Below are 21,830 nucleotides of genomic sequence, written 5' to 3'. Positions count from 1 at the left end.
CCAGGAACCAGCGCAACAGTCGACAACACCGATCACAACACTCACACTGGACAACCATCGGACAACGCGCAGGTTGAGCCCCCATTAATACGATTAATGGCCGAGCTCGCGCGACACGACGATCACACAGAGTAGATCTCACTCCGCTAACTGCCTGGCCGCAGCGTCTTGACGTCACCCGAACGAGTGTCTTGTAATACGAGTCACACGGCGTTCACGCGCCCGCAACACTCATCCCCGGCCCCCATGGGAGCACTCGATGTCCACATACCCGCACAGGTCACGGACCTGGGGCGTTGTTGGTTGTTGTTTGATTGCTGGTGTCATGTTGGCGGCCTGCTCCTCCGGCAAGACCGAAGCACCGGCGTCGCAGCAGGCGCCCGCCAACGGCAAGATCACGCTGTACTACCTGCAGAAACAGGGTGACCAGCAGTACTTCGTCGAGCAGGCGCAGGGGGCGCAGGAGAAGGCGAAGGAGCTCGGTGTCGAGCTCAAGGTCGTCAACCTCGGCCAGGACGCCAACAAGGCGATCACCGAACTGGACGCCGCGGTCGCGCAGGGCGCGAACGGCGTCGCCATCGTCGTCCCCGACCAGGCCATCGGCCCGCAGGTGATCGACAAGGCGAAGAGCGCGGGCATCCCGATCATCGCCTCCGACGACGTCATCAAGGACGGCTCCGGCGCGAAGGCCCCGTTCGTCGGCTTCAACGGCAGCCAGATGGGCGACTCGGTCGGCACCGAGGCCGGGAAACTGTTCAAGGCCGCCGGCTGGACCGCCGCCGACACCAAGATCATCAGCGCCTACAAGCAGGACCTCAGCGTCTGCACCGACCGCGTCAACGCCGCCAAGTCCGCGTTCGCGAAGGCCGGCGACCCGAGCATCCCGGTGATCGACGTCGGCACGGACAACTCGCCGGTCGACGCGCAGAACCGCTCCGGCGCGGTGATCGGTTCGAACCCGGGTGTCAAGCACTGGGTCGTCTGGGGCTGCAACGACGAGAACGAGACCGGTGTCGTGACGGCGCTGGCCAACTCGGGCGTACAGGCGAACAACATCATCGGCGTCGGACTCGGCGCGTACCTCACCTGCAAGGACTGGGCGGCGGGCAAGGACACCGGCAACAAGTCCGCGCTCTACATCTCCGGCGCCGAGGTCGGCCGTTCGGCGATCCAGGTGCTGGTGGACAAGGTGAAGAACGGCAAGGAGCTGCCCGCGGAGACGATCGCGAAGACCACGATCGTCAACAAGGACAACTACAAGCAGGCCGGCGTCAACTGCACCTGACCGATCTCCCGTGCCCGTCACTTTCACGTGAAAGTGACGGGCACGGGTTCCACCGCTCGAAGGGCGATCATGTCCAGCTCTGCTCCCGCGCTCGCCGTCGAGGGCATCGGCAAGCGCTTCTCCGGGGTCACCGCCCTCGACGACGTCTCCCTGGAGATCCGCTCCGGCGAGGTCCTCGCGCTGATGGGCGAGAACGGCGCCGGCAAGTCGACCCTCCTGCGGGTGCTCTCCGGCGACCAGGGGCCCGACGACGGCCGCCTGCTGCTCGACGGCACCGAGATCACCTTCGACACCCCGCGCGCGGCGATGGCCGCCGGGGTGCGCGTGATCTACCAGGAACCCGAGATCATCCCGCACGTTTCGGTGGCGGAGAACGTCTTCGTCGGCGAGCTCCCCGCCAAGGCCCGGGTCTTCAACCGCCGCACGCTGCTGAAGGCGACGCAGGACGCGCTGGCCGAGTACGGCTTCGAAGGCGTGCTCAACCCGGCGACGCTCGGCGTCGCGCTCTCGGCCGCGCAGCGCCAGATCGTCGAGATCCTCCGCGTGCTCACCGCGGCCACCCCGCCGAAGGTGATCGCCTTCGACGAGCCGACGTCGTCGCTGTCCGAACACGAGGTGGACGCGCTGTTCCGGCTGATCGGCCGGCTGCGCGACAACGGTGTCGCGGTCGTCTACGTCTCGCACCGGATGAAGGAGATCTTCCGGCTCGCCGACCGCGTCGCGGTGCTGCGCGACGGGAAGCTCGTCGGCGTCCAGCAGGCCGGGGAGACCGACGAAGCCAGCCTGGTCCGGATGATGATCGGCCGCGACCTCTCGGCGCTCGAACGCCGTGTCACGCAGGACACCGGCGAAGTCGTGCTGAAGCTCGACAACGTGACCACCGACGACGTCACCGGCATCTCTCTGCAGGTCCGCGCGGGCGAGGTCGTCTGCCTGGCCGGGCTGGTCGGCGCGGGACGTTCCGAGCTGGCCCGCGCGATCGTCGCCGACCTGCCGATCCGGTCCGGGACGGTCGAGCTCGCCGGAAAGCGGCTGCGCGCGCGCAACCCCGGCGACGCCGTCAAAGCCGGCATCGGCTTCGCGCCCGAAGAGCGCAAGACGGACGCGTTGCTGATGCAGCGGTCCGTGCGCGACAACATCTCCATCTCGGTCCTCGACCGCCTTCGCCGCTTCCGCGTCGTGAAGCGCGCGAAGGAACGCACGCTCGTCGAGGAGTACATCCGCGAGCTCCGCGTGCGGACGCCGTCGATGGAGCAGGAAGTCCGCAAGCTTTCCGGCGGCAACCAGCAGAAGGCCGTCCTGGCGCGGTGGCTCGCGCGGCGGCCGAAGCTGCTGATCCTCGACGAGCCGACCCGCGGCGTCGACGTCGGCGCGAAGGCCGAGATCTACCGGATCATCGACGGCCTCGCCGCGGAAGGCATCGCGCTGCTGGTCATCTCGTCGGACCTGCCCGAGGTGCTGACGCTGGCCGACCGCATCCTCGTGATGCGCGCGGGGCGGCTGGCCGGCGAGATCGCCAGTGCCGACGCCACCGAGGAAGCCGTGCTGACCCTCGCCATCCCCGAAACCGAACCCGCAGTAGAAGAGCAGCAGGAGATCGGCGCATGAGTGAGCTTGCGAACGAATCATTCAACACAGCGCTCGCCGCTCAGGCCGAGCTGAGCGTCAGCGAGGTCGGCGCATGAGTACCCCCACCCAGGAGAAGGCCGCCCAAGAACCCGGAGCGCCGCAGCAGCCTTCGGTTCTCCGCCGCGTGCTGACCGGCATCGGCGTCCAGAACTCGAGCCTGATCATCACGCTCGTCGCGCTGATCATCCTGCTGAGCGTCCTGAACGACAACTTCCTGCGCACCAACAACCTGCTGCTGATCGGCAGCGCGATCACCATCATGGGGCTGCTCGCGCTGGTGCAGACCCTGGTGATCATCCTGGGCGCGCTGGACATCTCGGTCGGCTCGATGGCGGGCCTCGCCTCGGTCGTCTCGGCGATGGTGTTCACCTCGTCCGGCAACGCCGAGGTCGGCATCCTCGCCGCGGTCGGCGTCGGCATCGTCTGCGGCCTGGTCAACGGCATGATCATCATCTTCGGCCGGGTCAACCCGGTGGTCGCGACGCTGGCCATGCTGGCCACCTACAAGGGCATCGCGCAGGTGATCTCGGACGGCAAGTCGCAGGGCTACACCGGTGGCGACGACCTGTTCATCTTCCTGGCCAAGGGCGCCATCCTCGGCCTGCCGTCGCTGGTGTGGGTGTTCCTGATCGTCGCGGCGGCGCTGCACTCCCTGCTGAAGTACACCGACATCGGCCGCAACGTCTACGCGATCGGCGGCAACGACACGGCCGCGCGGCTGGCCGGCATCAACATCAACCGGTACATCATCGGCGTCTACGCGCTGGCCGGCGTGGTCGCGGCGGTCGCGGGTGTCCTGATCACCGCGCGCACCGGCTCGGGCCAGCCGGTGTCCGGGTCCGAGGGCCTGGAGCTGCAGGCCGTCACCGGTGCCGCGCTCGGCGGCACGATGCTCAAGGGCGGCCGCGGGTCGATCATCTCCACCGTGCTCGCGGTGATCATCCTGGGCGTGCTCGACAACGGCATGTCCGGACTGGGCATCAACCCGTTCTGGCAGAACGTCGCCCACGGCGCGCTGCTGGTGATCGCGGTCGTGCTGCAGCAGCTGCGCAGCGGAGAGCGCCGCGTCGGCCTGCCCGAGTAGCGGTGAACCTCCACGCTCGGATAGTGGACGAGCTGGGCAGGCTCATCGTCGAAGGCGTCCTCGGGGACGGGCAGCCGCTCGTCCCCGAGGAACTCGGACGCCGCTTCTCCGCATCCCGGACGGTGGTCCGCGAAGCGCTGCGCGTGCTGGAGTCGAAGGGCATGGTGACCGCGCGGCCGCGCGTCGGCACGTGGACACTGCCACCGGAGGCGTGGGACGCGATCGACCCCGACGTCATCGCGTGGCGCGTCAACGGGCCCGACGGCCGCAAGCACCTGCACGAGCTGCTGGAGCTGCGGCTGACCATCGAGCCACAGGCGGCCCGGTTGGCCGCGCACCACCGGCGCCCGGGCGAGCTCTCGGCGATGGCCGCGGCCTACGAACTGATGGCGGACGCGGTGGAACGCCAGGACACCGCGGCCTTCCACGACGCCGACTCGGAGTTCCACGCAGCCTTGATCCGCGCTTCCGGCAACGCGCTCATCGCGCAGCTACAGGTGCCCGTCGTCGCGGCTCTGCGGGCGCACGGCGAGCCGCTGGAGCTCGTCGCGCACTCCCGCGTGCTCACGCTGGTGCTGGCGAAGAACGCCGACGGGGCCGAATCCGCGTCGCGCCGGCTGCTGGAAACCGTTGCGCCGTACCGCTCACCGGCACCTTGACACGTCCAGCGGGAAGCCTGAACACTCGCTGCGACCCACCCGCCGCCACGACCTGCTGAGGAGGACGCTCCCATGCGTTTCCCGGGAATTCGCGGCTTAGGCGTGCTCGCGGCCGTGACGCTGACCGGCGGGCTGCTGTCCGCTCCGGTGGCCACCGCGGCCGCCGCGGACTGCGCCGTCGCGGACCAGATGGTCTCCGCCGGCAACTACTGGGTGGCCAACGGTACGAACCTCGACGCGATCGACTGGCAGAACGCGACGTTCCACGTCGGCAACCTCGCCCTGGTCCGGACCACCGGCCAGTCCAACCACAAGACGCTCCCCTGGGCGGAGGCCGCGAACTACCAGCTGCCGCAGGACCCGAAGCGGCCGTTCTTCCCGGACGACCAGGCGGCCGGCGAGGCCTACCTCGACCTCTACACGTACTTCCACCCGGAGATCTCACTCGACTCGATCCGCACCCGGATTCGCACTGAAGTCGCCAGCGTCAACGCCGGCCACCGCGACTACTGGAACTACGTCGACGCGCTGAACATGGCGATGCCGTCGTTCGCGCGGATGAGCGTCATCGACCACGATCCGTCCTATGTGGACGCGATGGACCAGCTGTTCAAGTCGTCGGAGCACAAGCTGTTCAACGAGTTCACCGGCCTGTGGTACCGCGACGCGCGCTTCACCGGCTCGGGCGTGTTCTGGTCGCGCGGCAACGGCTGGGCCCTGGCGGCCCTGACGAAGGTGCTGCAGGCCCTGCCCGCCACCGACCCGCACCGCGCGGAATACCTGCGGGTGTACAAGAAGATGGCGTTCTCGTTGTCCCTGCTGCAGCGGCGTGACGGCTTCTGGAACCCGGACCTGCTGAACCCGTTCGATCACGGCGGCCCGGAGAGCAGCGGCACGGCGTTCTTCGCGTACGGCATCGGCTGGGGCGTCAACGCGGGCATCCTCCCCGCCGCGAAGTACCGCCCGGTCGTCGACAAGGCGTGGACGGCGCTGTCGACGAAGGCGTTGCAGCCCAGCGGCCTGGTGGGTTACGTCCAGGGCGTCGGCGACCGCCCGGCGACCGCGAAAGCCACGGACACCGCGGCTTACGGCGTCGGCGCCTTCCTCCTGGCCGGCCAAGAAGTCGCCAAACTCCAGGGTTGCTCAGCCGAGTAGGTCCCAAAAGCCGTGAAGGCCTCCTTCCCGGCCATAAGAGCCGGGAAGGAGGCCTTCACGGCTTTCACAACAGGCAGTCGCCGGGTTCGCCGCGGCGTAGGGCCGGGTCGTCCTGGAGGAACGTTTTCGCGCGACCGGGGCCGCTTGTGCGGTGCTCGAAGCGGACCGTGACGCGGCCGTGGCCTGCCCCCTGGACCCAGCCCGTGCCGTGCTCTTCGTGGACCACGTCGTCGCCTTGGCGCCAGGTCGACGGCGGTGACGCGGGAGTGGCCGGGGCCGCGGGGGTGACCACCGTCGAAGACGGAGTTTCCGGGACGGCCAGGGTGAACAGCGCGTCCTGGTGTGGCACCGAAAGCCCGCTGTAGGCGACGCCCGCCAGGCGGATGCCGCCGAACTCCGCGGGATCCAGCAGGAGCCGCTCCGCCGTCGCCGACAGCTCCGCCAGGTCGTCCGTCGGGGCGGAGATCGTTTCCGACCGCGTCACCGTGTGCATGTCCGTGTGCCGCAGCTTGATCACCACCGTGCGGGCCACCCGCTCGGCCTTGACCAGCCGCTGGTGCGCGCCGACCGCGATCCGCCGCACCTGTTCGCGCAGCGTCGCCAGGTCCTTGATGTCGACGTCGAACGTCGTCTCGGCGCTGACCTGCTTGGTCTCGCCGCGGTCGGCGACCGGGCGGTCGTCGAAGCCGGTGGCCAGCAGGCGCAGGTCACGCCCGACCACGCCACCCAGCGTGCCGACGGCGTCCTTTTCGGACAGTGCCGCCAGCTGCCCCAGCGTCTGGACGCCGATGAACCGCAGCTTGCCCTCGGCGACCGGCCCGATCCCCCACAACGCGCGCACCGGCAGCGGCGCCAGGAACTCGCGCTCGGTGCCCTGCGGCACGACCAGCAACCCGTCGGGCTTGGCCTCGTCGGAGGCGATCTTCGCGATCTGCTTCCCGTTGCCCGCGCCGATCGACGCCACCAGGCCCGTCTCGGACCGGATCCGCGCCCGCAGCGAGGCACAGAACTCCGTGACCGCTTCGAACGAGGCACCCACGAGCGAAGGCGGCTCGGCGAACGCCTCGTCCAGGGAGATCTTCTCCAGTACCGGCGCCACCGACGTGACGACGGCGAAGACCTCCTGGCTGAGCCGCTCGTACACGCGGAACCGCGGCGGCACGATCACGCCGTTGGCCGGGAGCAGCCGCCGCGCCTGCGCCATCGGCATGGCCGAGTGGATGCCGAACGCGCGGGACTCGTAGCTCGCGCCCGCGACGACGCCACGGGGCCCGGCGCCGCCGACGAGGACGGGACGCCCGGCCAGCGTCGGCCGGGTGAGCTGCTCGGCCGAGGCGTAGAAGGCGTCCAGGTCGAGGTGGATCACCCAGCGGGCCACGTCAATCCCCGCCGGTGGCGTCCAGCAGCAGGTGCAGCGCCTTGGTGTAACTCTCGAACGCGGCGCGCCCGGCGGCGGTCAGCCGGACCAGGGTGACCGGCGTGCGGTGCTCGTAGGCCTTCGTGATCTCGACGTACTCGGCGTCTTCGAGCTTGCGCAGGTGCGTCGAGAGGTTGCCGGCCGTCATGTCGAGCAGCTGCTGCAGCCGCGGGAAGGTGATCTGGTCGTCGGCGCGCAGCCCGGCGAGCGCGACCGTGACCCGCAGCCGCGCCTGGGCGTGGATGACGGGGTCGAGCTGTGGCAGCGGATCGCTCATCGGCGGCCGCGTTTCTCACGCGCGAAGTACACGATCGCGCCGAGCAGGAACCCACCGCCGCCGCAGACGGCGAGCACGAGGAAGTTCGCCGGGAAACCGACCAGCACGCTCAGCGCCGAGGACACGATCATCCACGCGCCGAGGCCGTACATCAGCTTGTCCTGCCACAGCATCCCGCCCGCGAGGTACATCACGCCGGTCAGCAGCAGCCAGGTGCCCGACCACAACAACGACACCTGATCGGAGGACAGCGAACCGAACTGCGTGATCCGGATGTCGACCACGCTCAGCCCGATCGACGAGAGCGCCCAGCTGTAGCCGTACATCGCGCCGACCGTGCGGGACGGCCCGCGGATCCCCCGCCCGCTCCGGGCGCTGACGTACGTGGTGTAGCCGATCGCGGCGAAGAACAGCACCGCGACGACCACTCCGGCGATCCAGCCGGGCACGTTCCCGGTCCGCGTCGCGTAGTAGGCGAAGCCCCAGCCGACGATCCAGGCGAGGGCCCACGCCGCGAGCATCCGCGCCGGGCCCCCGCCCAGTTCCCGGCGCATCCGCCGGTTCTGCTGGGCGATCAGGTTCAGCGACTCCTCCGCCGACAACGGCTCGTCGTCCACCTGTCTCACCCTCCCGTGCAGACCCCGCAGTACTGCACGGAAGTTAACACGCATTCACAGCCGCGCCGTGTCCAGCCGGAACCGGCGCACCACCACGAGCGCCGGGACGATCAGCCAGCCCGCCAGCACCAGCACCGCCAGGCCCATCCCGCCGGCGTGGGCGAGCGGTTCCAGGCCGACCCGGCCGAGCCAGAACGTCGGGAAGAAGTGGGCGAGCGTGGCCATCCAGTCCGGCAGGACGTAGAGCGGGATCCACAGGCCGCCGAGCATGCCCAGCGGCATCATCAGCGCGCCGGTGACCGCGCCGACAGTGTCACCCTTGCCGAACAGGCCGATGGCCAGGCCGAGCACGGCGAACGGGAGCGTGCCGAGCCACAGTGACACCAGGACCAGGCCCCACTGCGCGGCGCTCATCTGCACCCCCATCGCCAGGCCCGCGGCGAACACCACCACGAGCACCGGCAGGGCGACGGCCATGGCCGAGATGACCTTGACGACCAGGTAGCCGGGGCCGCGCATCGGCGTCAGGCGCAGTTGCCGCTGCCAGCCGTCGGTGCGTTCCTGCGCCACTCTCGTGCCGGTGAACAGCGCGCCGCCGCTCGCGCCGTACGCGGCGAGGTTGATCATGGTCTGGACGTCCGCCGGGAGGCCGTTCGGCGCGACGAGCTTGCCGAAGATCGAGCCGAACAGCAGGAACATGGCCACCGGCATGCCGATGGTGAAGATGGTGAACTGCGGGCTGCGGACGATCCGCTTGATCTCCAGGCTCAGGTACGTCGTGTTCACGCAGGCGCTCCTTCGGTCTCGTCGGCGGTCAGGGCGAGGAACGCCTCTTCCAGGCCGAGCGCGGTGATTTCGATGTCGGCGGCGAGCGGGTGCGCGGCGAGCAGACCGCGGATGGCGGCGTCGGAGTCGGCGCAGGCCAGCTCGGCGCGGCCGGCGCGGATCTGCACGCTCGTGACGCCCGGGAGCGCGGCCAGGTCGCTCTCGCCGGCGCCGGGCACGACGGCCTTCAGCACGCGCCCGGACACCGCGGCCCGGACCTCGGCGACCGGACCGTCGGCGACGACCTTGCCGTGGCGCATCAGCACGACGCGGTCGGCGTAGTCCTCGGCCTCGGCGAGGTAGTGCGTCGCGAACACCACGGTCCGGCCGGTGTCGGCGAACCCGCGGATGGACGCCCAGAAGGACCGCCGCCCGTCGACGTCCATCGCGGCGGTGGGCTCGTCGAGCACGAGCAACTGCGGGTCGCCGGCCAGGGCGAGCGCGAACCGCACGCGCTGCCGTTCGCCGCCGGAAAGCTTGCCGCAGCGGCGTTTCACGAGGTTCCGGAGGCCGGCCCGGGCGATCACCTCGGCCGCCGGCAGCGGCTTGGCGTGCGTCGAGACGACCAGGGCGACGATCTCGCCGACGGTGACGTCCGGCAGCAGCGCGCCGTTCTGCATCATCGCGCCGACCAGCCCCCGGTCGACGGCCTCGCGCGGGCTCCCGCCCCCGACGACGACCTCCCCCGCGTCCGGCTTGGTCAGCCCCAGCAGCATGTCGACGGTGGTCGACTTGCCCGCGCCGTTCGGCCCGAGCAGCGCGACGACCTCCCCGCGCGCCACCTCGACCGAGACGTCGGCGACGGCCGTGACCTGCCCGAACCGCTTGGTCAGGCCGTGGAGCGCGAACGCCGGTCCGGTGTCCATGGGTCCCCCTTCGTGAACTTTGAATCGCAAAGTCGCTGTGGACTTTGTAACACAAAGTCCACGTAACTTCAAAGCCCACGGTGTCGGAGAGCGCACAAAAGCGGGGTGCCGGGCACTGGGCCCGACACCCCGCTTTCAGCGGTTACCGCAGGTCAGCCGGTGAACCGGCCCGAAACCAGGCCCTGAGTGTCGGCCTTGGCCGATGCGGCCGGAGCCGGCGCCGGGGGCGTCGGCTGGGGCAGCGGGGCGCACTCGACGTCGGCCGTGCGGCCCGGCTTGCGGGCCGGGAGCGCGCCCGTCGCCAGGTAGTCGGCGATCTTGTTGTCGACGCACGCGTTGCCGCGCGGGGTGATCGCGTGGCTCGTGCCGCCCGGCTCGGCGATCAGGGACGCGCCCGGGAAGCGGCTGCGGACCTCGAGGCTGCCCGGGAACGGCGTCGCCGCGTCCAGCGTCTCGTCGATCATCAGCACGCTCTGCACGCCGTGGCCGTCGACCTTCGTCGGCGTGCCCGGCTTCACCGGCCAGTTCAGGCACGGCGCGTTGTACCAGGCGTTCTGCCAGGTGAAGTACGGCGCCTTGGCGAACGTCTTCCAGTTGTCGGCCTTCCACTGGTTCCAGCTGGTCGGCCACTGGACGTCCGAGCACTGCACGGCGAGGTAGACGGCGTAGCCGTTGTCGTCGCCGAGGCCGCCGAACGCCTCGAACAGCGACTTCATCGTCGCCACGTCTCCGTTGTTGACGAACTTCGAGAGCGCGTCGCCGAGCAGCGTCCAGCGCAGCTGGTAGTAGGACGCCTGCTGGATGACGTCGATCAGCTCGTCCGAGCCGATGACCCCGCCCGCGGGGTGCAGCGCCAGCTTCAGCAGCTGCTCGTTGACCAGGTGCTGCACCGCCGACTGCGTCTTGCCCAGGTGGTAGACGTCGTCGTGCTGCGCGAGCCAGCCGAACCAGATCCGGATGTTGACGTCGAAGGCGACGTCCTGGTTCAGGTTGTCGCCGTACCAGACGCCGCGCGGGTCGACGGTCGAGTCGAGGATCATCCGGCGCACGTTCTGCGGGAACAGCGTGCCGTAGACCTGGCCGAGGTAGGTGCCGTAGGAGTAGCCGTAGAAGTTCAGCTGCTTCTGGCCCAGCGCCTTGCGGATGGAGTCCATGTCCTTGACCGTGTCGGTCGTCTTCATGTTCTGCAGCAGCGCGCGCGAGTTGTTCTTGGCGCAGGCGTCGGCGTACCCCTTGGCCTTGGCCAGCCAGGTCCGCTCGAGCTGCGGCGTCACCGGCACGTACTCCGGCCGGTCGTAGGTCATGTAGTTCGGGTCGCACGAGAGCGCGGGCTTGCTCGCGCCGACCCCGCGCGGGTCGAAACCGACCCAGTCGTAGGCGTCGCCCGCGTGGTTCGGCACCCTCGGACCGCGGGTGGCCAGCAGCAGCCCGGAGCCGCCGGGGCCGCCCGGGTTGGTCAGCATGACGCCCTGGTACTGCGCGTCCGCGACCTTGTGCTTGACCCGGCTGACGGCGAGCTGGACCTGCTCGCCGTTCGGCTTCGAGTAGTCGAGCGGGACCGCCAGGTACCCGCATTCGGCGCCGGCGGCGACCAGCGTGGGATCGGTACACGGCCCCCAGGCGATCGACGCGGCGGCCGGCGCGGGCGCGGCGGTCGCGGCCGGCGCGGCCACGAGCGCGGACGCCAGCGCGGCGGCGGCCACCGCGGCGATTACAGCACGTCTCACTGTTTTCTCCCTTTTCGGCTCCGACGAAAGCGGGTGAACCCTAGACCCGCCTCCGGGCCGCAGGTACCGCAAACGGTTGCCCGTCGGCGAATGCCCTACGAAAGGAGGAAATCGGGTGGCGCGCCGAATCGGACATCCCGTACGGTGCCGGTCATGATCTACTTCATCCGCCTCCGCCGCGTCTGAGACGGCGTGACCGCAGGACCGCCCGCCCACCGGAGCGGTCCCCCCATCTGCGCGCCGTCTGCCCTTCTTCCTCTTGAAGGAGACTCATGCTGCGCAAGCACATCGTCATGGTCGGCTGTTCCGCGCCGAGCCACGTCTACCCGTCGCTCGGCGTCATCCGCGAGCTGGTGCGACGCGGGCACCGCGTGTCCTACGTCGTCGGCTCGCCGCTGGCCGGGCTGGTGTCGCCGACCGGCGCGTCCGTGGTCGAGCACCCGACGCTCTTCCCGCTCGGTGAGGCCGCCGTCTGGCCGGACGACCCGGCCGACGCGATGCGCGTCTTCCTCGACGAGGCGATCGCGATCCACCCGCGGTTGACGTCGGTCTTCGACGAAGACCGGCCCGACCTGCTGCTGTACGACATCGGCGGGCTGGGCGCGCCGGTGCTCGGGCAGCGGTACGGCGTCCCGGCCGTGCAGCTGTCGCCGACGCTGGTGGCGTGGGACGGTTACGACGAGGACATGGCCGAGGTGCTGGCCCCGATCAAGGCGTCACCGTCCGGTGTGGACTATGCCGCGACGTACACCTCGTGGTTGCGGGCGAACGGGATCTTCGCGGACGCTTGGGAGTGGCTCGGGCACCCGTCGCGGGTCCTGTCGCTCATCCCGCGGGCGATGCAACCCCACGCCGAGCGCGTCGGGGCCCACGTGCGGTTCGTCGGGCCGTGCCTGGACCCGTCCCGGCTGGCCGACCGTTCGTGGCAGCCACCGTCGTCCGGGAGGCCGGTGCTGCTGGTGTCGTTCGGGACGGCGTACAACGACCAGCTCGACGTCTACCGGGCGTGCATCGAGGCGTTCGCTTCGGATTGGCACGTCGTGATGTCGATCGGCAAGCACGTCCCGCCGGAAGCGTTGGGACCGCTGCCGTCCTCGGTGGAGGTCTTCGAGAGCGTGCCGCAACTGGCGGTGCTGGAGGCGGCGTCGGCGTTCATCACGCACGCCGGCATGGGCGGCGCGACGGAGTCGCTGTGGTTCGGCGTCCCGACGGTCGCGATCCCGCAGGCCGCGGACCAGTTCGGCAACGCGGCCCAGCTGGAGGCCCTCGGTGTCGGTAAGCACCTGCCGGCTTCCTCGGTGACCGCCGCTTCGGTGCGAAAGGCGGTCGACGAGGTGTCGTCGTCACCTTCCATCGCTGCTCGGCTCGCGGAGCTGAAGGCGGAGATCCGCGGCCACGGCGGTGTTCCCGCGGCGGCGGACGCGGTGGAGTCCTATTTGGACTGACGGCGGAAGGCGGCGACGCCCAGTCCGAGGAAAACCAGGAAAATCAGGAACAGGAGCACGACCCAGCTGCCCAGGCCTACGGCGAGCAGGATCCCGATCGCCAGAGCGACCATCAACCCAGCGGTGCCGAGGTAGAACCGCGCGTCCCGGGCCTCGCCGCGGGGGTCGGGCACCTCCGGGACCAGCGGGGCTGTCCGTTTCACGGATGGTCCCGCCGGTCTCGGCTGGGCCGGTGCCACCTTGGCCGCCGGGCCCACTCTCCGCACTGGCGGAATGGGTGAGCCCGGCTGCGCCACCGCCGTCGGCGCAGCAGCCGACGGTGGCGATGGCGGCTCGGCAACCGGGGCGTTCGGAAGAGGCGCCGCCGGCACCTCTTCCACCACAGGCACCAGTTCCACCACTGGCACCTTCTCCATCAGCGGCGGCTCTTCCCCTGGCGGTGCAGCCTCCACCAGCGGCACCTTCTCCATCAGGGGCACCTCTTCCCCCGGCGGCGCAGCCCCCACCACCGGCCGTCCCTCCCCCGCTTCCACGGCTTCGACCGCAGGCACCTCAGCCGGTGACGTTTCAGTGACCGCCACATCACCCGTCGACATTTCGGCCGCCGGTGCCACCGCGGCGGCCGTCACCCAGGCCAGCGCGGCCGCCGAGACCGTCCGGCTGTCGTCGTCGACCAGCCGCCGGATCTCCGCCTCAGTGCGGGCCTGGACCACCTCGTTGCCCACCCGGTTGAGCCGCACCAGCCCCTCCAGCGCCGTCAGCCGGTCCGAGGCGATCGGGCTCGTCAAACCGTGTCGCAGGTACTCCGGCAACGCCCACCGAGGGTTGCGCGCGAGCACGATGCGACCCTCCACATCGGACTGGTGCTTCGGCCGCTGCCGGGGCATCTCCGCCACCACGTGCTCGTGGACGTAGCTGTACAGCTCGTCGACCGTGACGTCACCGTCGCCGTCGAGGTCCGCGCTGCCGTCGCGCAGGCCCGCCACCAGGTGCCGGGTGAAGACCGAACGCGCCGCCGAGCCGACCACCTCGTCGCCCTCGAACGAATACTGCGTCGCGTCCGACGCCGTCAGCACCGCACGGCCGCGGCCCTGGAACCGCTCCAGCGTGTGCACGTCCGTGCCCGCCTTCGCCAGTCTTCCGGACGGGAACGCGCCGCTGTAACAACAGTCGAGCACCAGCACTTTCTGCCGCGACGCGCAGCCCGCCAGCGCGCGGTCGACCTGCTCGGCCGCCAGCGCGGTGAACATCAGGCTGTCGCGGCGGGTGTTGGCCATCGCCAGGTAGAGGCTGCCGTCGTCGTCCTTCACGCCGTGGCCGGTGAAGTACAGCAACGTCAGCTCGTCACGACGCCGGCCGCGGTAGAACTCGCCGATGGCCTCGCCGACGACGTGGTGCGGCTGGTCGACCAGCGTCGTCACCTCGAAGCCGGCGATCTCCGGGTCGCTCAGCACCGCCGCCAGCGCGCGGGCGTCGCCGCCGGGCGCGGTCAGCCGCCGCAGCGCCGGGTCGGCGTACGTCTCGGTCGCGATCAGCAGCGCGTGCCGCCCGGCCACGGCTACCCGTGCCGGCGGACGAAGGCGTCGATCAGCTGCTGCCGCTCGGCCACCGTGGCGCGTTCCAGCTCGACCGTGTCGCCGTCCACCGTCACCGTGATCTTGTGCTTGCCCGCCTGCCGCCCGAGCCAGTCGCGCAGCGTGTCGACCAGCCCGGGGAACACCCCGCCGGCCGCGCTGAACGCCACCACGAGCGTGCCGATCGTCACCGGGTCGGCGGCCTTCGCTCCCTCGGGCGGCTCGCCGGCGGGGACGGCCAGCACGTCGAGGTCCAGCTCCCCCAGCTCGGCCCGCAACCGCCGGGCGAGCCGGTCCAGCTCCTCGGCGTCGGCGTCGTCGCCCGCCTCCAGCCGCAGCAGGGCCCGCCGCGTGTCGGTCATCGGGACATCGTCCGCCACACCGGGGGCGCGGACAAGGTCCGATCGGGCAGCCTCAGGCGCGGATTTCGTTGAGGTAGTTGTAGATCGTGTAGCGCGTCACGTCCAACCGCCCCGCGAGGTGGTCGACCGCGTCCTTGATCAGGAAGTACCCCGCCTCGTCGAGTTCGCGCACCACCCCGGCTTTGTGGCGTTTCTTCATCAGGTCCACCGGGATCCCGGCCTTGCCGATCGCCCGGTCGACCAGGAACCGTTGCAGGCTGTCGACATCCGGTGGGAAAGTCTCCGGCTCGCCGTTGCCGCCCGCCGAAGCGGCCGGGTCGACGCTGTTGACGCACAGGCAGCCGACCGCGACACCGTCGGCGTCCCGCAGGAAGAGCGTCGACGACCGGATCGCGCGGCCGTCCGGGCCGTGGGTGCGGTAGTTCGTCAGGTCCTGCGTGGTGCCGCGGCGGACCAGGCCGAGCAGCAGGTCGGTCATCGGGCCGCCGACGCTGCGGCCGGTGAGGTCACCCGCGATCGCGACGATCGAGTCCGGCCGCCGGCTCAGGTCGTGGAGCAGCACCTCGTTGCCCGGGCCGAGCATCGCCGCGAGACCCGGGATGGCCGGCACCAGCGCGGTCAGCACCTCGTGGGTCGTCGCCCCCGCGGCCGGGATGGCCATGGGTTCCCGTGGCTCGGTCAGCGTCTTCAGCGCTTCGCGGAGCAGGTCCGCGGCGGCCGCCGGGGTGGACGCGTGCGGCGACAGCCGGACGTGCTCGGGCCGGACGGTCGCGGCGATCCCGGCGTTGGCCAGCGCGGCGCCGACCTGCTCGGCCGGGTGACCGGGCAGTGTGAACGCGAGGATCCCGGCGCGGCGTTCGGTCGCCGAGACGATCTCGGCGCCGCAGGAGGCGAGCACTTCCTCGAAGGACCCGATCCGCTCGGCGATCCGCGCGGCGATGGCGCCGACCCCGGCGTCCTCCACCAGCTCCAGGGCCTCGGCGAACGCGCCGGACGTGATCGGGCTGAGGTTGGAGATCGACCAGGCCTGGGCGGTGGTGTCCGGCGGGTGGATCTCGTCGTCGAACAGGCCGGGGTCGCGCGCGCCGGTCCAGCCCGACAGCACCGGGTCCAGCCGCTCCAGGGCCCGGTCCGACAGCACCGCGAAGCCGGTGCCCCAGCCCGCGCGCAGCCACTTCTGGCCGCCGACGACCAGGACGTCCGCGACCTCCCATGGCGCCTCGACGACGCCGAAGCCCTGGATGCCGTCGACGACCAGCAGCCGGTCGCCGACGACGTCGCGCAGCGCGGCGAGGTCGGCGCGGAAGCCGGTGCGGAAGTCGACGGCGCTCACGCTGACCGTGGTGATCTCCGGCGTCAACGCCTCCGCGATCCGCTCGGGCGTCACATAACCGCCGGTCAGGCGCCTCAACTTGAGACGTCCGGCTTGCTCGGCGCGGGCCCACGGGTAGGTGTTGGCCGGGAACTCCGCGGCCGACACCAGGACCTCGCCGCCGCTGTGGAACGCGGCCTGGAACAGCCCGAGGCTCGTGTTCGGCAGCAGCACGGTGTGGTCGGTGTCCGAGCCGGACAGCCGCGCGGCGGCGGCCTTGGCCCGGATCTCCTGCCGCATCAGCTCGTCCACAGTGGACGGCCCGGCCGTGGTGGCCTGGTCGAGCAGCGCGGCCGTCGTGTCGAGCACCGCGTGGGACGGCGGGCCGAACCGGGCGAAGTCGAGGTAGCCGGCGGGCTCGTCGAACTGGAGCAGGTACCGGGGCGAAATCCGCGTCACGCGAGGATCCTCGCCAGGAACTGCCGGGTGCGTTCGTGCTTCGGCGCGCTCAATACTTGATCAGGCGGCCCGGTCTCGACGACGGCGCCGTCGGCCAGGAACACCACCTCGTCGGCGGCCTCCGCGGCGAAGCTCATCTCGTGCGTCACGACGACCATCGTCATCCCCTCCCCCGCCAACGTACTCATCACTTCGAGCACCTCCCCGACCAGCTCCGGGTCCAGCGCCGACGTCGGCTCGTCGAACAGCATCAACTTGGGTTTCATCGCCAGCGACCGCGCGATCGCGACGCGCTGCTGCTGCCCGCCGGACAGCTGCGCCGGATAGGCGTCACCGCGGTGCGCGAGGCCGACGCGGTCGAGCAGCTCCAGGCCCTGCTTGCGTGCCTCGTCCGCTTTGAGACCCAGTACCCGGATCGGGCCTTCGACGACGTTCTCCAGCGCCGTCCGGTGCGCGAAGAGGTTGAAGCGCTGGAACACCATGCCGATGTCGCGGCGCTGGCGGGCGACGTCGCGTTCGCGCAGTTCGTACAGCTTGCCGCCGCGTTGCCGGTATCCGATCGGCTCGCCGTCGACCCAGATCTGGCCGGCGTCGATCGTCTCCAGGTGGTTGATGCAGCGCAGGAAGGTGCTCTTCCCGGCGCCGGACGGCCCGAGCAGGCAGACGACCTGTCCCTTGTGGACCTCCAGGTCGATGCCGCCGAGCACTTCGGTGTGGCCGTAGGACTTCTTGACGCCGACGGCGCGAAGCAGTGGCTCAGACACGGGCACTCCTCACCAGCGGCACGCCGCGCAACGCCTTGCCCGCGCGGGAAAGCGGCCCGCGGTCGGCTTGGCCGAACGCGCGTTCCAGGTAGTGCTGGCCGACCCCGGCGACGGTCACCACGACCATGTACCAGACGGCCGCGGCCAGCAGCGTCTCCATCACCAGGAGGTTGTTCGACGAGATGTTGTTGGCCGCGTGGATCAGCTCGGTCACGCCGATCACCGACGCCATCGACGTGCCCTTGAGCATGTTGATGAAGTCGTTGCCGGTCGGCGGGATGATCACGCGCATCGCCTGCGGCAGCACGACCCGGCGCAGCGTCGCGGCCGGCGTCATGCCGATCGACTTCGCGGCTTCGGTCTGTCCACTGTCGACGCTGTTCAGCCCGGCCCGGACGATCTCGGCCATATACGCGCTTTCGTTAAGCGCCAGGCCGAGGAACGCCGCGGTGAACGCGCTGATCAGCACGTTCGTCTGCGCGTCGACCAGGAACGGGATGTGGATGACCGGGAAGACGAGCGCCAGGTTGTACCAGAGCAGGATCTGCAGCAGCACCGGCAGGCCGCGGAAGATCCAGATGTAGCCGGCGGCGAACCACCGGGCGACCGGGTTGGCGCTGCGGCGCAGCAGGGCGATGATGATGCCCAGCACGATCGCGACGGCCTGCGACAGCACGGCGAGGACGACGGTGTTGAGCAGCCCGGTCGCCATCACCTTGAAGAAGACGAAGTCCGGGACCTGGCTCCACTCGATCTGCGCGTTGCCGAGGGCGATGCCCAGCAGCACGAGCAGCGCGACGATCACGACGGCGGCGACCCACCGGCCCCAGTGGCGGAGCCGGACGATCGGCAGGGGCTCAGCTTCCGCCATTGACCGCGGCCTCCTTGATGGCGCCCTGGTCCACACCCCAGGCCTGCAGGATCTTGCCGTAGGTACCGTCGGCGATCAGCGCCTGCAGGGCCTTCTGCACGGAGTCCGTCAGGGGCTTGTTCTGCTTGTTGACGCCGATGCCGTACGGCCCGCCCTCGATCGGCTCACCCGGGACGACCTCGAAGAACTTGCCGTCGCCGGCGGTCCGCGAGATGTAGACGGCGCTGGGCAGGTCGTTGAGGATGGCCGCGACGCGCCCGGTGCGCAGCTGGTTCTGGTTCTGGTTGTCGCTGTCGGTCGCGGTGACGTTCACCGCGGGCTTGCCGGCCTGGGTGCACTTCGCGCTCTGCGTCGCGGCGAACTTCTGGTGACTGGTCCCCTGCACGACGGCGACGTTCTCGCCGCACAGCGCGTCCGGCCCGGTGATGCCGTCCGGGTTGCCCTTGCGGGTCATGATCGTGATGCCGGAGGTGAAGTAGTCGACGAAGTCGATCTGGGCCTGGCGGGCCTTGGTGTCGTTCATCCCGGCCATGGTCAGATCGATGCGGCCGGACTGGAGACTGGTGATCAGCGAGCCGAAGGCCATGTCCTGGTGCGTCACGCTCACCCCGAGCTTCGCGGCGATCGCCTTGGCGAGATCCACCTCGTAGCCGATCGGCGTCTTGCCGTCGGCGGCGTAGAAGTTGTTGGGCGCGGACTGCAGGTTGGACGCCAGGTGGAGCACGCCGGCCTGCTTGACGTTCGCCGGCAAAGCGGCGTTGAGCTGGGCATCCTTCTGCACACCTTGGACGATCGCGGTGGTGTCCGGAATGCCGGAAGCGGGCGCGCCGGGAGCCTGCGAGGTCCCGCCCGCGCCGTCCGGACCACCACCACAAGCGGTCACCAGGACGGCCAAGCTCGCGAGCAACACCGCCTGGACTGCACGGGAACGGGACATAGCGGACCTCCACTGTTCGGCTGGCCGGAACGTTACAACTCATTGTTGAAGAGGTCAACTGCGTGTTGAAATTTGATTCGATCGGCCACGGTCAGGCACGAACGGGCCGTTCGCGCCCGGCTGGGGTTCGCGAGCGGGCTGTCGACGACCGCTGCCGGGGCGCGAACGGGCCACTCGCGACGGCGGCCGAGCACGAACGGCCCGTTGGCGACGACCGGCACCGCACGAACGGGCCACTCGCGACGGCCGGCAAGGCACGAACAGCCCACTCGCGACGGCCGGCCGAGGCGAACGGCCCACTCACGACGACCGGCCCAACACGAACGGCCCGTTGACTACAGCCCGCACCGCACGAACGGGCCACCGGCGACGGCCGGCAACGCGCGAGCGGCCCACTCGCGACGGCCGGCCGAGGCGAACGGCCCACTCACGACGACCGGCCCAACACGAACGGCCCGTAGGCGACCGCCGGCACCGCACGAACGGGCCACTCGCGACTACAGCCAAGGCGCGAACGGCCCACTCGCAACGGCCGGCCGAGCACGAACGGCCCGTTGGCGACGACCGGTAGGGCGCGAACGGGCCACTGGCAACTTCCCCAGCGCACGAACGGTCCGTTGGCGACGACAGTCCAGGGCGCGAATGGCCCTTTGGCGACCATCCACAGCGCACGAACGATGCGTCGGCGACCGACCGCCGGGCACGAAAGGGCCACTGACGACCACCGCCGGGCGCGAAAGGGCCACTGACGACCACCACCGGGCGCGAAAGGGCCACTCGCGACCACCACCGGGCACGAAAGGGCCACTCGCGCCCGCCGAAAGCGCACCAACGGGCCGTTCGCGCACGTGAACCCCCGAACCGGCAACCAGCGCGACCGGCCCGTTCGCCACCACAACGCCACGAACGGACCGTTCGCGCGACTGCCGGCCAAGCGCACAACATCCGGTGCTAGCTTTCGCGCCATGAGCCTGCGGATCGGCATCCTGGGTGCGGCCCGGATCGCACCCACCGCCCTGGTCAAGCCCGCTTCAACAAACGCCGCCGTCGAGGTCGTGGCGGTGGCCGCGCGGTCCGCCGACCGGGCGCAAGCGTTTGCCTCCAAGCACGGCATCGCCCGGGTCCACACGTCCTACGAGGCCCTGCTCGAAGACCCCGACGTCGACGCCGTCTACAACCCGCTGCCGAACGGCCTTCACGGCCGCTGGACGCGCGCCGCGCTGGAAGCGGGCAAGCACGTCCTCTGCGAGAAGCCCTTCACCGCCAACGCGGCCGAAGCGCGCGAGATCGCCGACCTGGCCGCCGCTTCGGATCGCGTCGTGATGGAGGCTTTCCACTACCGCTACCACCCTCTCGCCTTGCGAGTAGAGGAAATCGTGGCGTCAGGCGAGCTCGGGACGTTGCAGCGCGTCGAAACGTCCCTGTGCTTCCCGCTGCCGAAGTTCTCCGACATCCGCTACGACTACGGCCTGGCGGGCGGCGCGACGATGGACGCGGGCTGCTACGCGGTCCACATGGCCCGTATCTTCGGCGGTGGCGAAACCCCGGAAGCCGTTTCGGCACAGGCGAAACTGCGTGACGCGAAGATCGACCGCGCGATGACGGCCGAGCTGCGCTACCCTGCGGGCCACACCGGGCGGGTCACGTGCTCGATGTGGTCGTCGACCCTGCTGAAGATCAGCGCGAAGGTGATCGGCACGCAGGGCTCGCTTTTCGTGCTGAACCCGGCGTCCCCGCAGGTGTACCACCGGCTCTCCGTGCGCGCCGGCGGCGCCCGCCGCACCGAACGTTTCGGGCGGCGGGCGTCGTACGCGTACCAGTTGGACGCCTTCGCGGCGGCGGTCCTGGAGGGCGCGCCCGTGAAGACGTCGGCCGAGGACGCCGTCGAGACGATGGGTGTGATCGACGCGATCTACCGCGCGGCCGGGCTGCCCGTGCGCGAGCCGAGCTGAGCCCGCACGTCGGCGAGGGCGAAACCGAGCAGGTTGAGCCCTCGCCAGCCGCGGGGGTTCGCGGTGCGCGGGTCGTCGGCGGCCAGGCCGATACCCCAGACCCGGTCGAGCGGGCTCGCCTCGACGAGCACCCGGTCGCCGGTCCCGGCGAGGTACTCGGCCAGGTCGGGGTGCTGGGCGAACTTCGCGACGTTGCCGTCGACGACGATCTCGCGACGGGAAGCGACCCAGGTCGCCTCGTCGAACCGACGCACCCGGCGGCCGAAGTCCTTGGCCTGCTTGGGGTGTCCCGCGGTCAGGACCTGCACGGCGACCTCCTCGTCACCGAAGAGCTGCGCCTTGCGCCACATCATGTAGTGCTCGGCGGTGGCGAACCGGACGTCGTCCACGACGAACGGCGACGGCCACCACTGGCTGAGGCAGCCGGAGCCGGCCCCACCACCACGCGGCGGCCGGTTGCCCCAGAAGTAGACGTACTTGAACCGCTTCCCCGCGTCGAGCGCACGGGTCAGCTCCTCGACGCTGCGCGGATACCTGCTCACACCCCCAGTCTCACGCACCCCGCCCCCACTCCGCGCCCCATTTTCCGAAGTCCGTGAAGGCCTCCTTGAGG

General features: G+C 70.3%; 20 protein-coding genes and 1 pseudogene. 8 read left to right on the top strand and 13 right to left on the bottom strand.

What is annotated here, in order from left to right:
• The first annotated feature begins 310 nt into the window (after positions 1-310).
• From OHS18_RS38620 to OHS18_RS38600, 6 genes and pseudogenes are all read left to right on the top strand, one after another.
• Complete coding sequence (locus tag OHS18_RS38620) at positions 311-1,285, top strand: substrate-binding domain-containing protein (RefSeq protein WP_328614111.1); 975 nt, start codon at positions 311-313, stop codon at positions 1,283-1,285.
• 114 nt (positions 1,286-1,399) lie between these two features.
• Positions 1,400-1,870 (top strand): annotated as a pseudogene (locus OHS18_RS48660) (ATP-binding cassette domain-containing protein); the annotation flags it as partial.
• A gap of 102 nt (positions 1,871-1,972) precedes the next feature.
• The gene (locus tag OHS18_RS48655; RefSeq protein WP_442875442.1) at positions 1,973-2,893 is read left to right on the top strand and encodes a sugar ABC transporter ATP-binding protein; all 921 of its coding nucleotides are present in this window, start codon (positions 1,973-1,975) and stop codon (positions 2,891-2,893) included.
• Positions 2,894-2,966: 73 nt separating this feature from the next.
• On the top strand, positions 2,967-3,998 hold the full coding sequence (locus OHS18_RS38610; RefSeq protein ID WP_328614109.1) for an ABC transporter permease: 1,032 nt from the start codon (positions 2,967-2,969) through the stop codon (positions 3,996-3,998).
• Positions 3,999-4,000: 2 nt separating this feature from the next.
• Positions 4,001-4,657, top strand: coding sequence for a FadR/GntR family transcriptional regulator (locus tag OHS18_RS38605; RefSeq protein ID WP_328614108.1), 657 nt, complete (start codon positions 4,001-4,003; stop codon positions 4,655-4,657).
• A 102-nt stretch (positions 4,658-4,759) separates the two neighbouring features.
• Positions 4,760-5,812, top strand: coding sequence for a glycoside hydrolase family 88 protein (locus tag OHS18_RS38600; RefSeq protein WP_328614107.1), 1,053 nt, complete (start codon positions 4,760-4,762; stop codon positions 5,810-5,812).
• A 64-nt stretch (positions 5,813-5,876) separates the two neighbouring features.
• Here OHS18_RS38600 and OHS18_RS38595 read toward each other — a convergent pair whose 3' ends face one another.
• The 6 genes from OHS18_RS38595 to OHS18_RS38570 all read right to left on the bottom strand — a co-directional run bounded on the left by OHS18_RS38595 (position 5,877) and on the right by OHS18_RS38570 (position 11,541).
• Positions 5,877-7,190 (bottom strand): DNA polymerase IV, encoded by a 1,314-nt coding sequence (locus OHS18_RS38595; RefSeq protein WP_328614106.1) that lies wholly within the window; start codon positions 7,188-7,190, stop codon positions 5,877-5,879.
• Position 7,191: 1 nt separating this feature from the next.
• The gene (locus OHS18_RS38590; protein WP_328444071.1) at positions 7,192-7,506 is read right to left on the bottom strand and encodes a transcriptional regulator; all 315 of its coding nucleotides are present in this window, start codon (positions 7,504-7,506) and stop codon (positions 7,192-7,194) included.
• Positions 7,503-8,123 carry a hypothetical protein gene (locus OHS18_RS38585; RefSeq protein ID WP_328614105.1) on the bottom strand — a complete coding sequence of 207 codons (621 nt, stop codon included), beginning with the start codon at positions 8,121-8,123 and terminating at the stop codon, positions 7,503-7,505. The genes OHS18_RS38590 and OHS18_RS38585 overlap by 4 nt, the downstream gene beginning before the upstream one ends.
• A gap of 54 nt (positions 8,124-8,177) precedes the next feature.
• Positions 8,178-8,909, bottom strand: a complete 732-nt coding sequence (locus OHS18_RS38580; RefSeq protein WP_328444075.1) for an ABC transporter permease — start codon at positions 8,907-8,909, stop codon at positions 8,178-8,180.
• Positions 8,906-9,814 carry an ABC transporter ATP-binding protein gene (locus OHS18_RS38575; RefSeq protein WP_328444077.1) on the bottom strand — a complete coding sequence of 303 codons (909 nt, stop codon included), beginning with the start codon at positions 9,812-9,814 and terminating at the stop codon, positions 8,906-8,908. Before OHS18_RS38575 ends, OHS18_RS38580 begins: the two co-directional genes overlap by 4 nt.
• Positions 9,815-9,966: 152 nt before the next feature.
• Positions 9,967-11,541, bottom strand: a complete 1,575-nt coding sequence (locus OHS18_RS38570) for an alpha/beta hydrolase (RefSeq protein ID WP_328614104.1) — start codon at positions 11,539-11,541, stop codon at positions 9,967-9,969.
• Between the two features lie 272 nt (positions 11,542-11,813).
• On the opposite strand from OHS18_RS38570, the gene OHS18_RS38565 reads away from it, so the two are divergent.
• Positions 11,814-12,986: a macrolide family glycosyltransferase gene (locus OHS18_RS38565; protein WP_328614103.1), complete on the top strand. Its 1,173-nt coding sequence runs from the start codon at positions 11,814-11,816 to the stop codon at positions 12,984-12,986.
• On the opposite strand, the gene OHS18_RS38560 is transcribed toward OHS18_RS38565, so the two are convergent.
• From OHS18_RS38560 to OHS18_RS38535, 6 genes are read right to left on the bottom strand one after another with little or no spacing between them, the layout of a single operon-like run.
• Positions 12,974-14,542 (bottom strand): caspase family protein, encoded by a 1,569-nt coding sequence (locus tag OHS18_RS38560; RefSeq protein ID WP_328614102.1) that lies wholly within the window; start codon positions 14,540-14,542, stop codon positions 12,974-12,976. The genes OHS18_RS38565 and OHS18_RS38560 overlap by 13 nt on opposite strands.
• A gap of 2 nt (positions 14,543-14,544) precedes the next feature.
• Complete coding sequence (locus OHS18_RS38555; protein WP_328444085.1) at positions 14,545-14,922, bottom strand: effector-associated constant component EACC1; 378 nt, start codon at positions 14,920-14,922, stop codon at positions 14,545-14,547.
• Positions 14,923-14,974: 52 nt separating this feature from the next.
• On the bottom strand, positions 14,975-16,693 hold the full coding sequence (locus tag OHS18_RS38550; protein ID WP_328614101.1) for an aminotransferase class V-fold PLP-dependent enzyme: 1,719 nt from the start codon (positions 16,691-16,693) through the stop codon (positions 14,975-14,977).
• Positions 16,690-17,457, bottom strand: coding sequence for an amino acid ABC transporter ATP-binding protein (locus tag OHS18_RS38545; RefSeq protein WP_328444089.1), 768 nt, complete (start codon positions 17,455-17,457; stop codon positions 16,690-16,692). The genes OHS18_RS38550 and OHS18_RS38545 overlap by 4 nt, the downstream gene beginning before the upstream one ends.
• A complete protein-coding gene (locus tag OHS18_RS38540; protein ID WP_328614100.1) occupies positions 17,450-18,328 on the bottom strand; it encodes an amino acid ABC transporter permease in 879 nt (292 codons plus the stop codon). The genes OHS18_RS38545 and OHS18_RS38540 overlap by 8 nt, the downstream gene beginning before the upstream one ends.
• Positions 18,315-19,265: an ABC transporter substrate-binding protein gene (locus OHS18_RS38535; RefSeq protein ID WP_328614099.1), complete on the bottom strand. Its 951-nt coding sequence runs from the start codon at positions 19,263-19,265 to the stop codon at positions 18,315-18,317. Before OHS18_RS38535 ends, OHS18_RS38540 begins: the two co-directional genes overlap by 14 nt.
• A gap of 965 nt (positions 19,266-20,230) precedes the next feature.
• On the opposite strand from OHS18_RS38535, the gene OHS18_RS38530 reads away from it, so the two are divergent.
• Positions 20,231-21,217 (top strand): Gfo/Idh/MocA family protein, encoded by a 987-nt coding sequence (locus tag OHS18_RS38530; protein WP_328614098.1) that lies wholly within the window; start codon positions 20,231-20,233, stop codon positions 21,215-21,217.
• On the opposite strand, the gene OHS18_RS38525 is transcribed toward OHS18_RS38530, so the two are convergent.
• Complete coding sequence (locus OHS18_RS38525; RefSeq protein ID WP_328614097.1) at positions 21,178-21,759, bottom strand: NADAR family protein; 582 nt, start codon at positions 21,757-21,759, stop codon at positions 21,178-21,180. The two genes, OHS18_RS38530 and OHS18_RS38525, sit on opposite strands and share 40 nt — an antisense overlap.
• Between the last annotated feature and the right edge of the window lie 71 nt (positions 21,760-21,830).

Source organism: Amycolatopsis sp. NBC_00355 (assembly GCF_036104975.1).
Taxonomy (GTDB): Bacteria; Actinomycetota; Actinomycetes; order Mycobacteriales; family Pseudonocardiaceae; genus Amycolatopsis.
The sequence above is the reverse complement of the archived record's forward strand: the minus strand, read 5'-3'. Positions and strand labels throughout refer to the sequence as shown.

Coding starts and splice junctions, on each gene's coding strand:
- OHS18_RS48655 (WP_442875442.1), top strand. CDS start 1,973: ATGAAGGAGATCTTCCGGCTCGCCGACCGCGTCGCGGTGCTGCGCGAC.
- OHS18_RS38610 (WP_328614109.1), top strand. CDS start 2,967: ATGAGTACCCCCACCCAGGAGAAGGCCGCCCAAGAACCCGGAGCGCCG.
- OHS18_RS38590 (WP_328444071.1), bottom strand. CDS start 7,506: ATGAGCGATCCGCTGCCACAGCTCGACCCCGTCATCCACGCCCAGGCG.
- OHS18_RS38575 (WP_328444077.1), bottom strand. CDS start 9,814: ATGGACACCGGACCGGCGTTCGCGCTCCACGGCCTGACCAAGCGGTTC.
- OHS18_RS38565 (WP_328614103.1), top strand. CDS start 11,814: ATGCTGCGCAAGCACATCGTCATGGTCGGCTGTTCCGCGCCGAGCCAC.
- OHS18_RS38555 (WP_328444085.1), bottom strand. CDS start 14,922: ATGACCGACACGCGGCGGGCCCTGCTGCGGCTGGAGGCGGGCGACGAC.
- OHS18_RS38540 (WP_328614100.1), bottom strand. CDS start 18,328: ATGGCGGAAGCTGAGCCCCTGCCGATCGTCCGGCTCCGCCACTGGGGC.
- OHS18_RS38535 (WP_328614099.1), bottom strand. CDS start 19,265: ATGTCCCGTTCCCGTGCAGTCCAGGCGGTGTTGCTCGCGAGCTTGGCC.
- OHS18_RS38530 (WP_328614098.1), top strand. CDS start 20,231: ATGAGCCTGCGGATCGGCATCCTGGGTGCGGCCCGGATCGCACCCACC.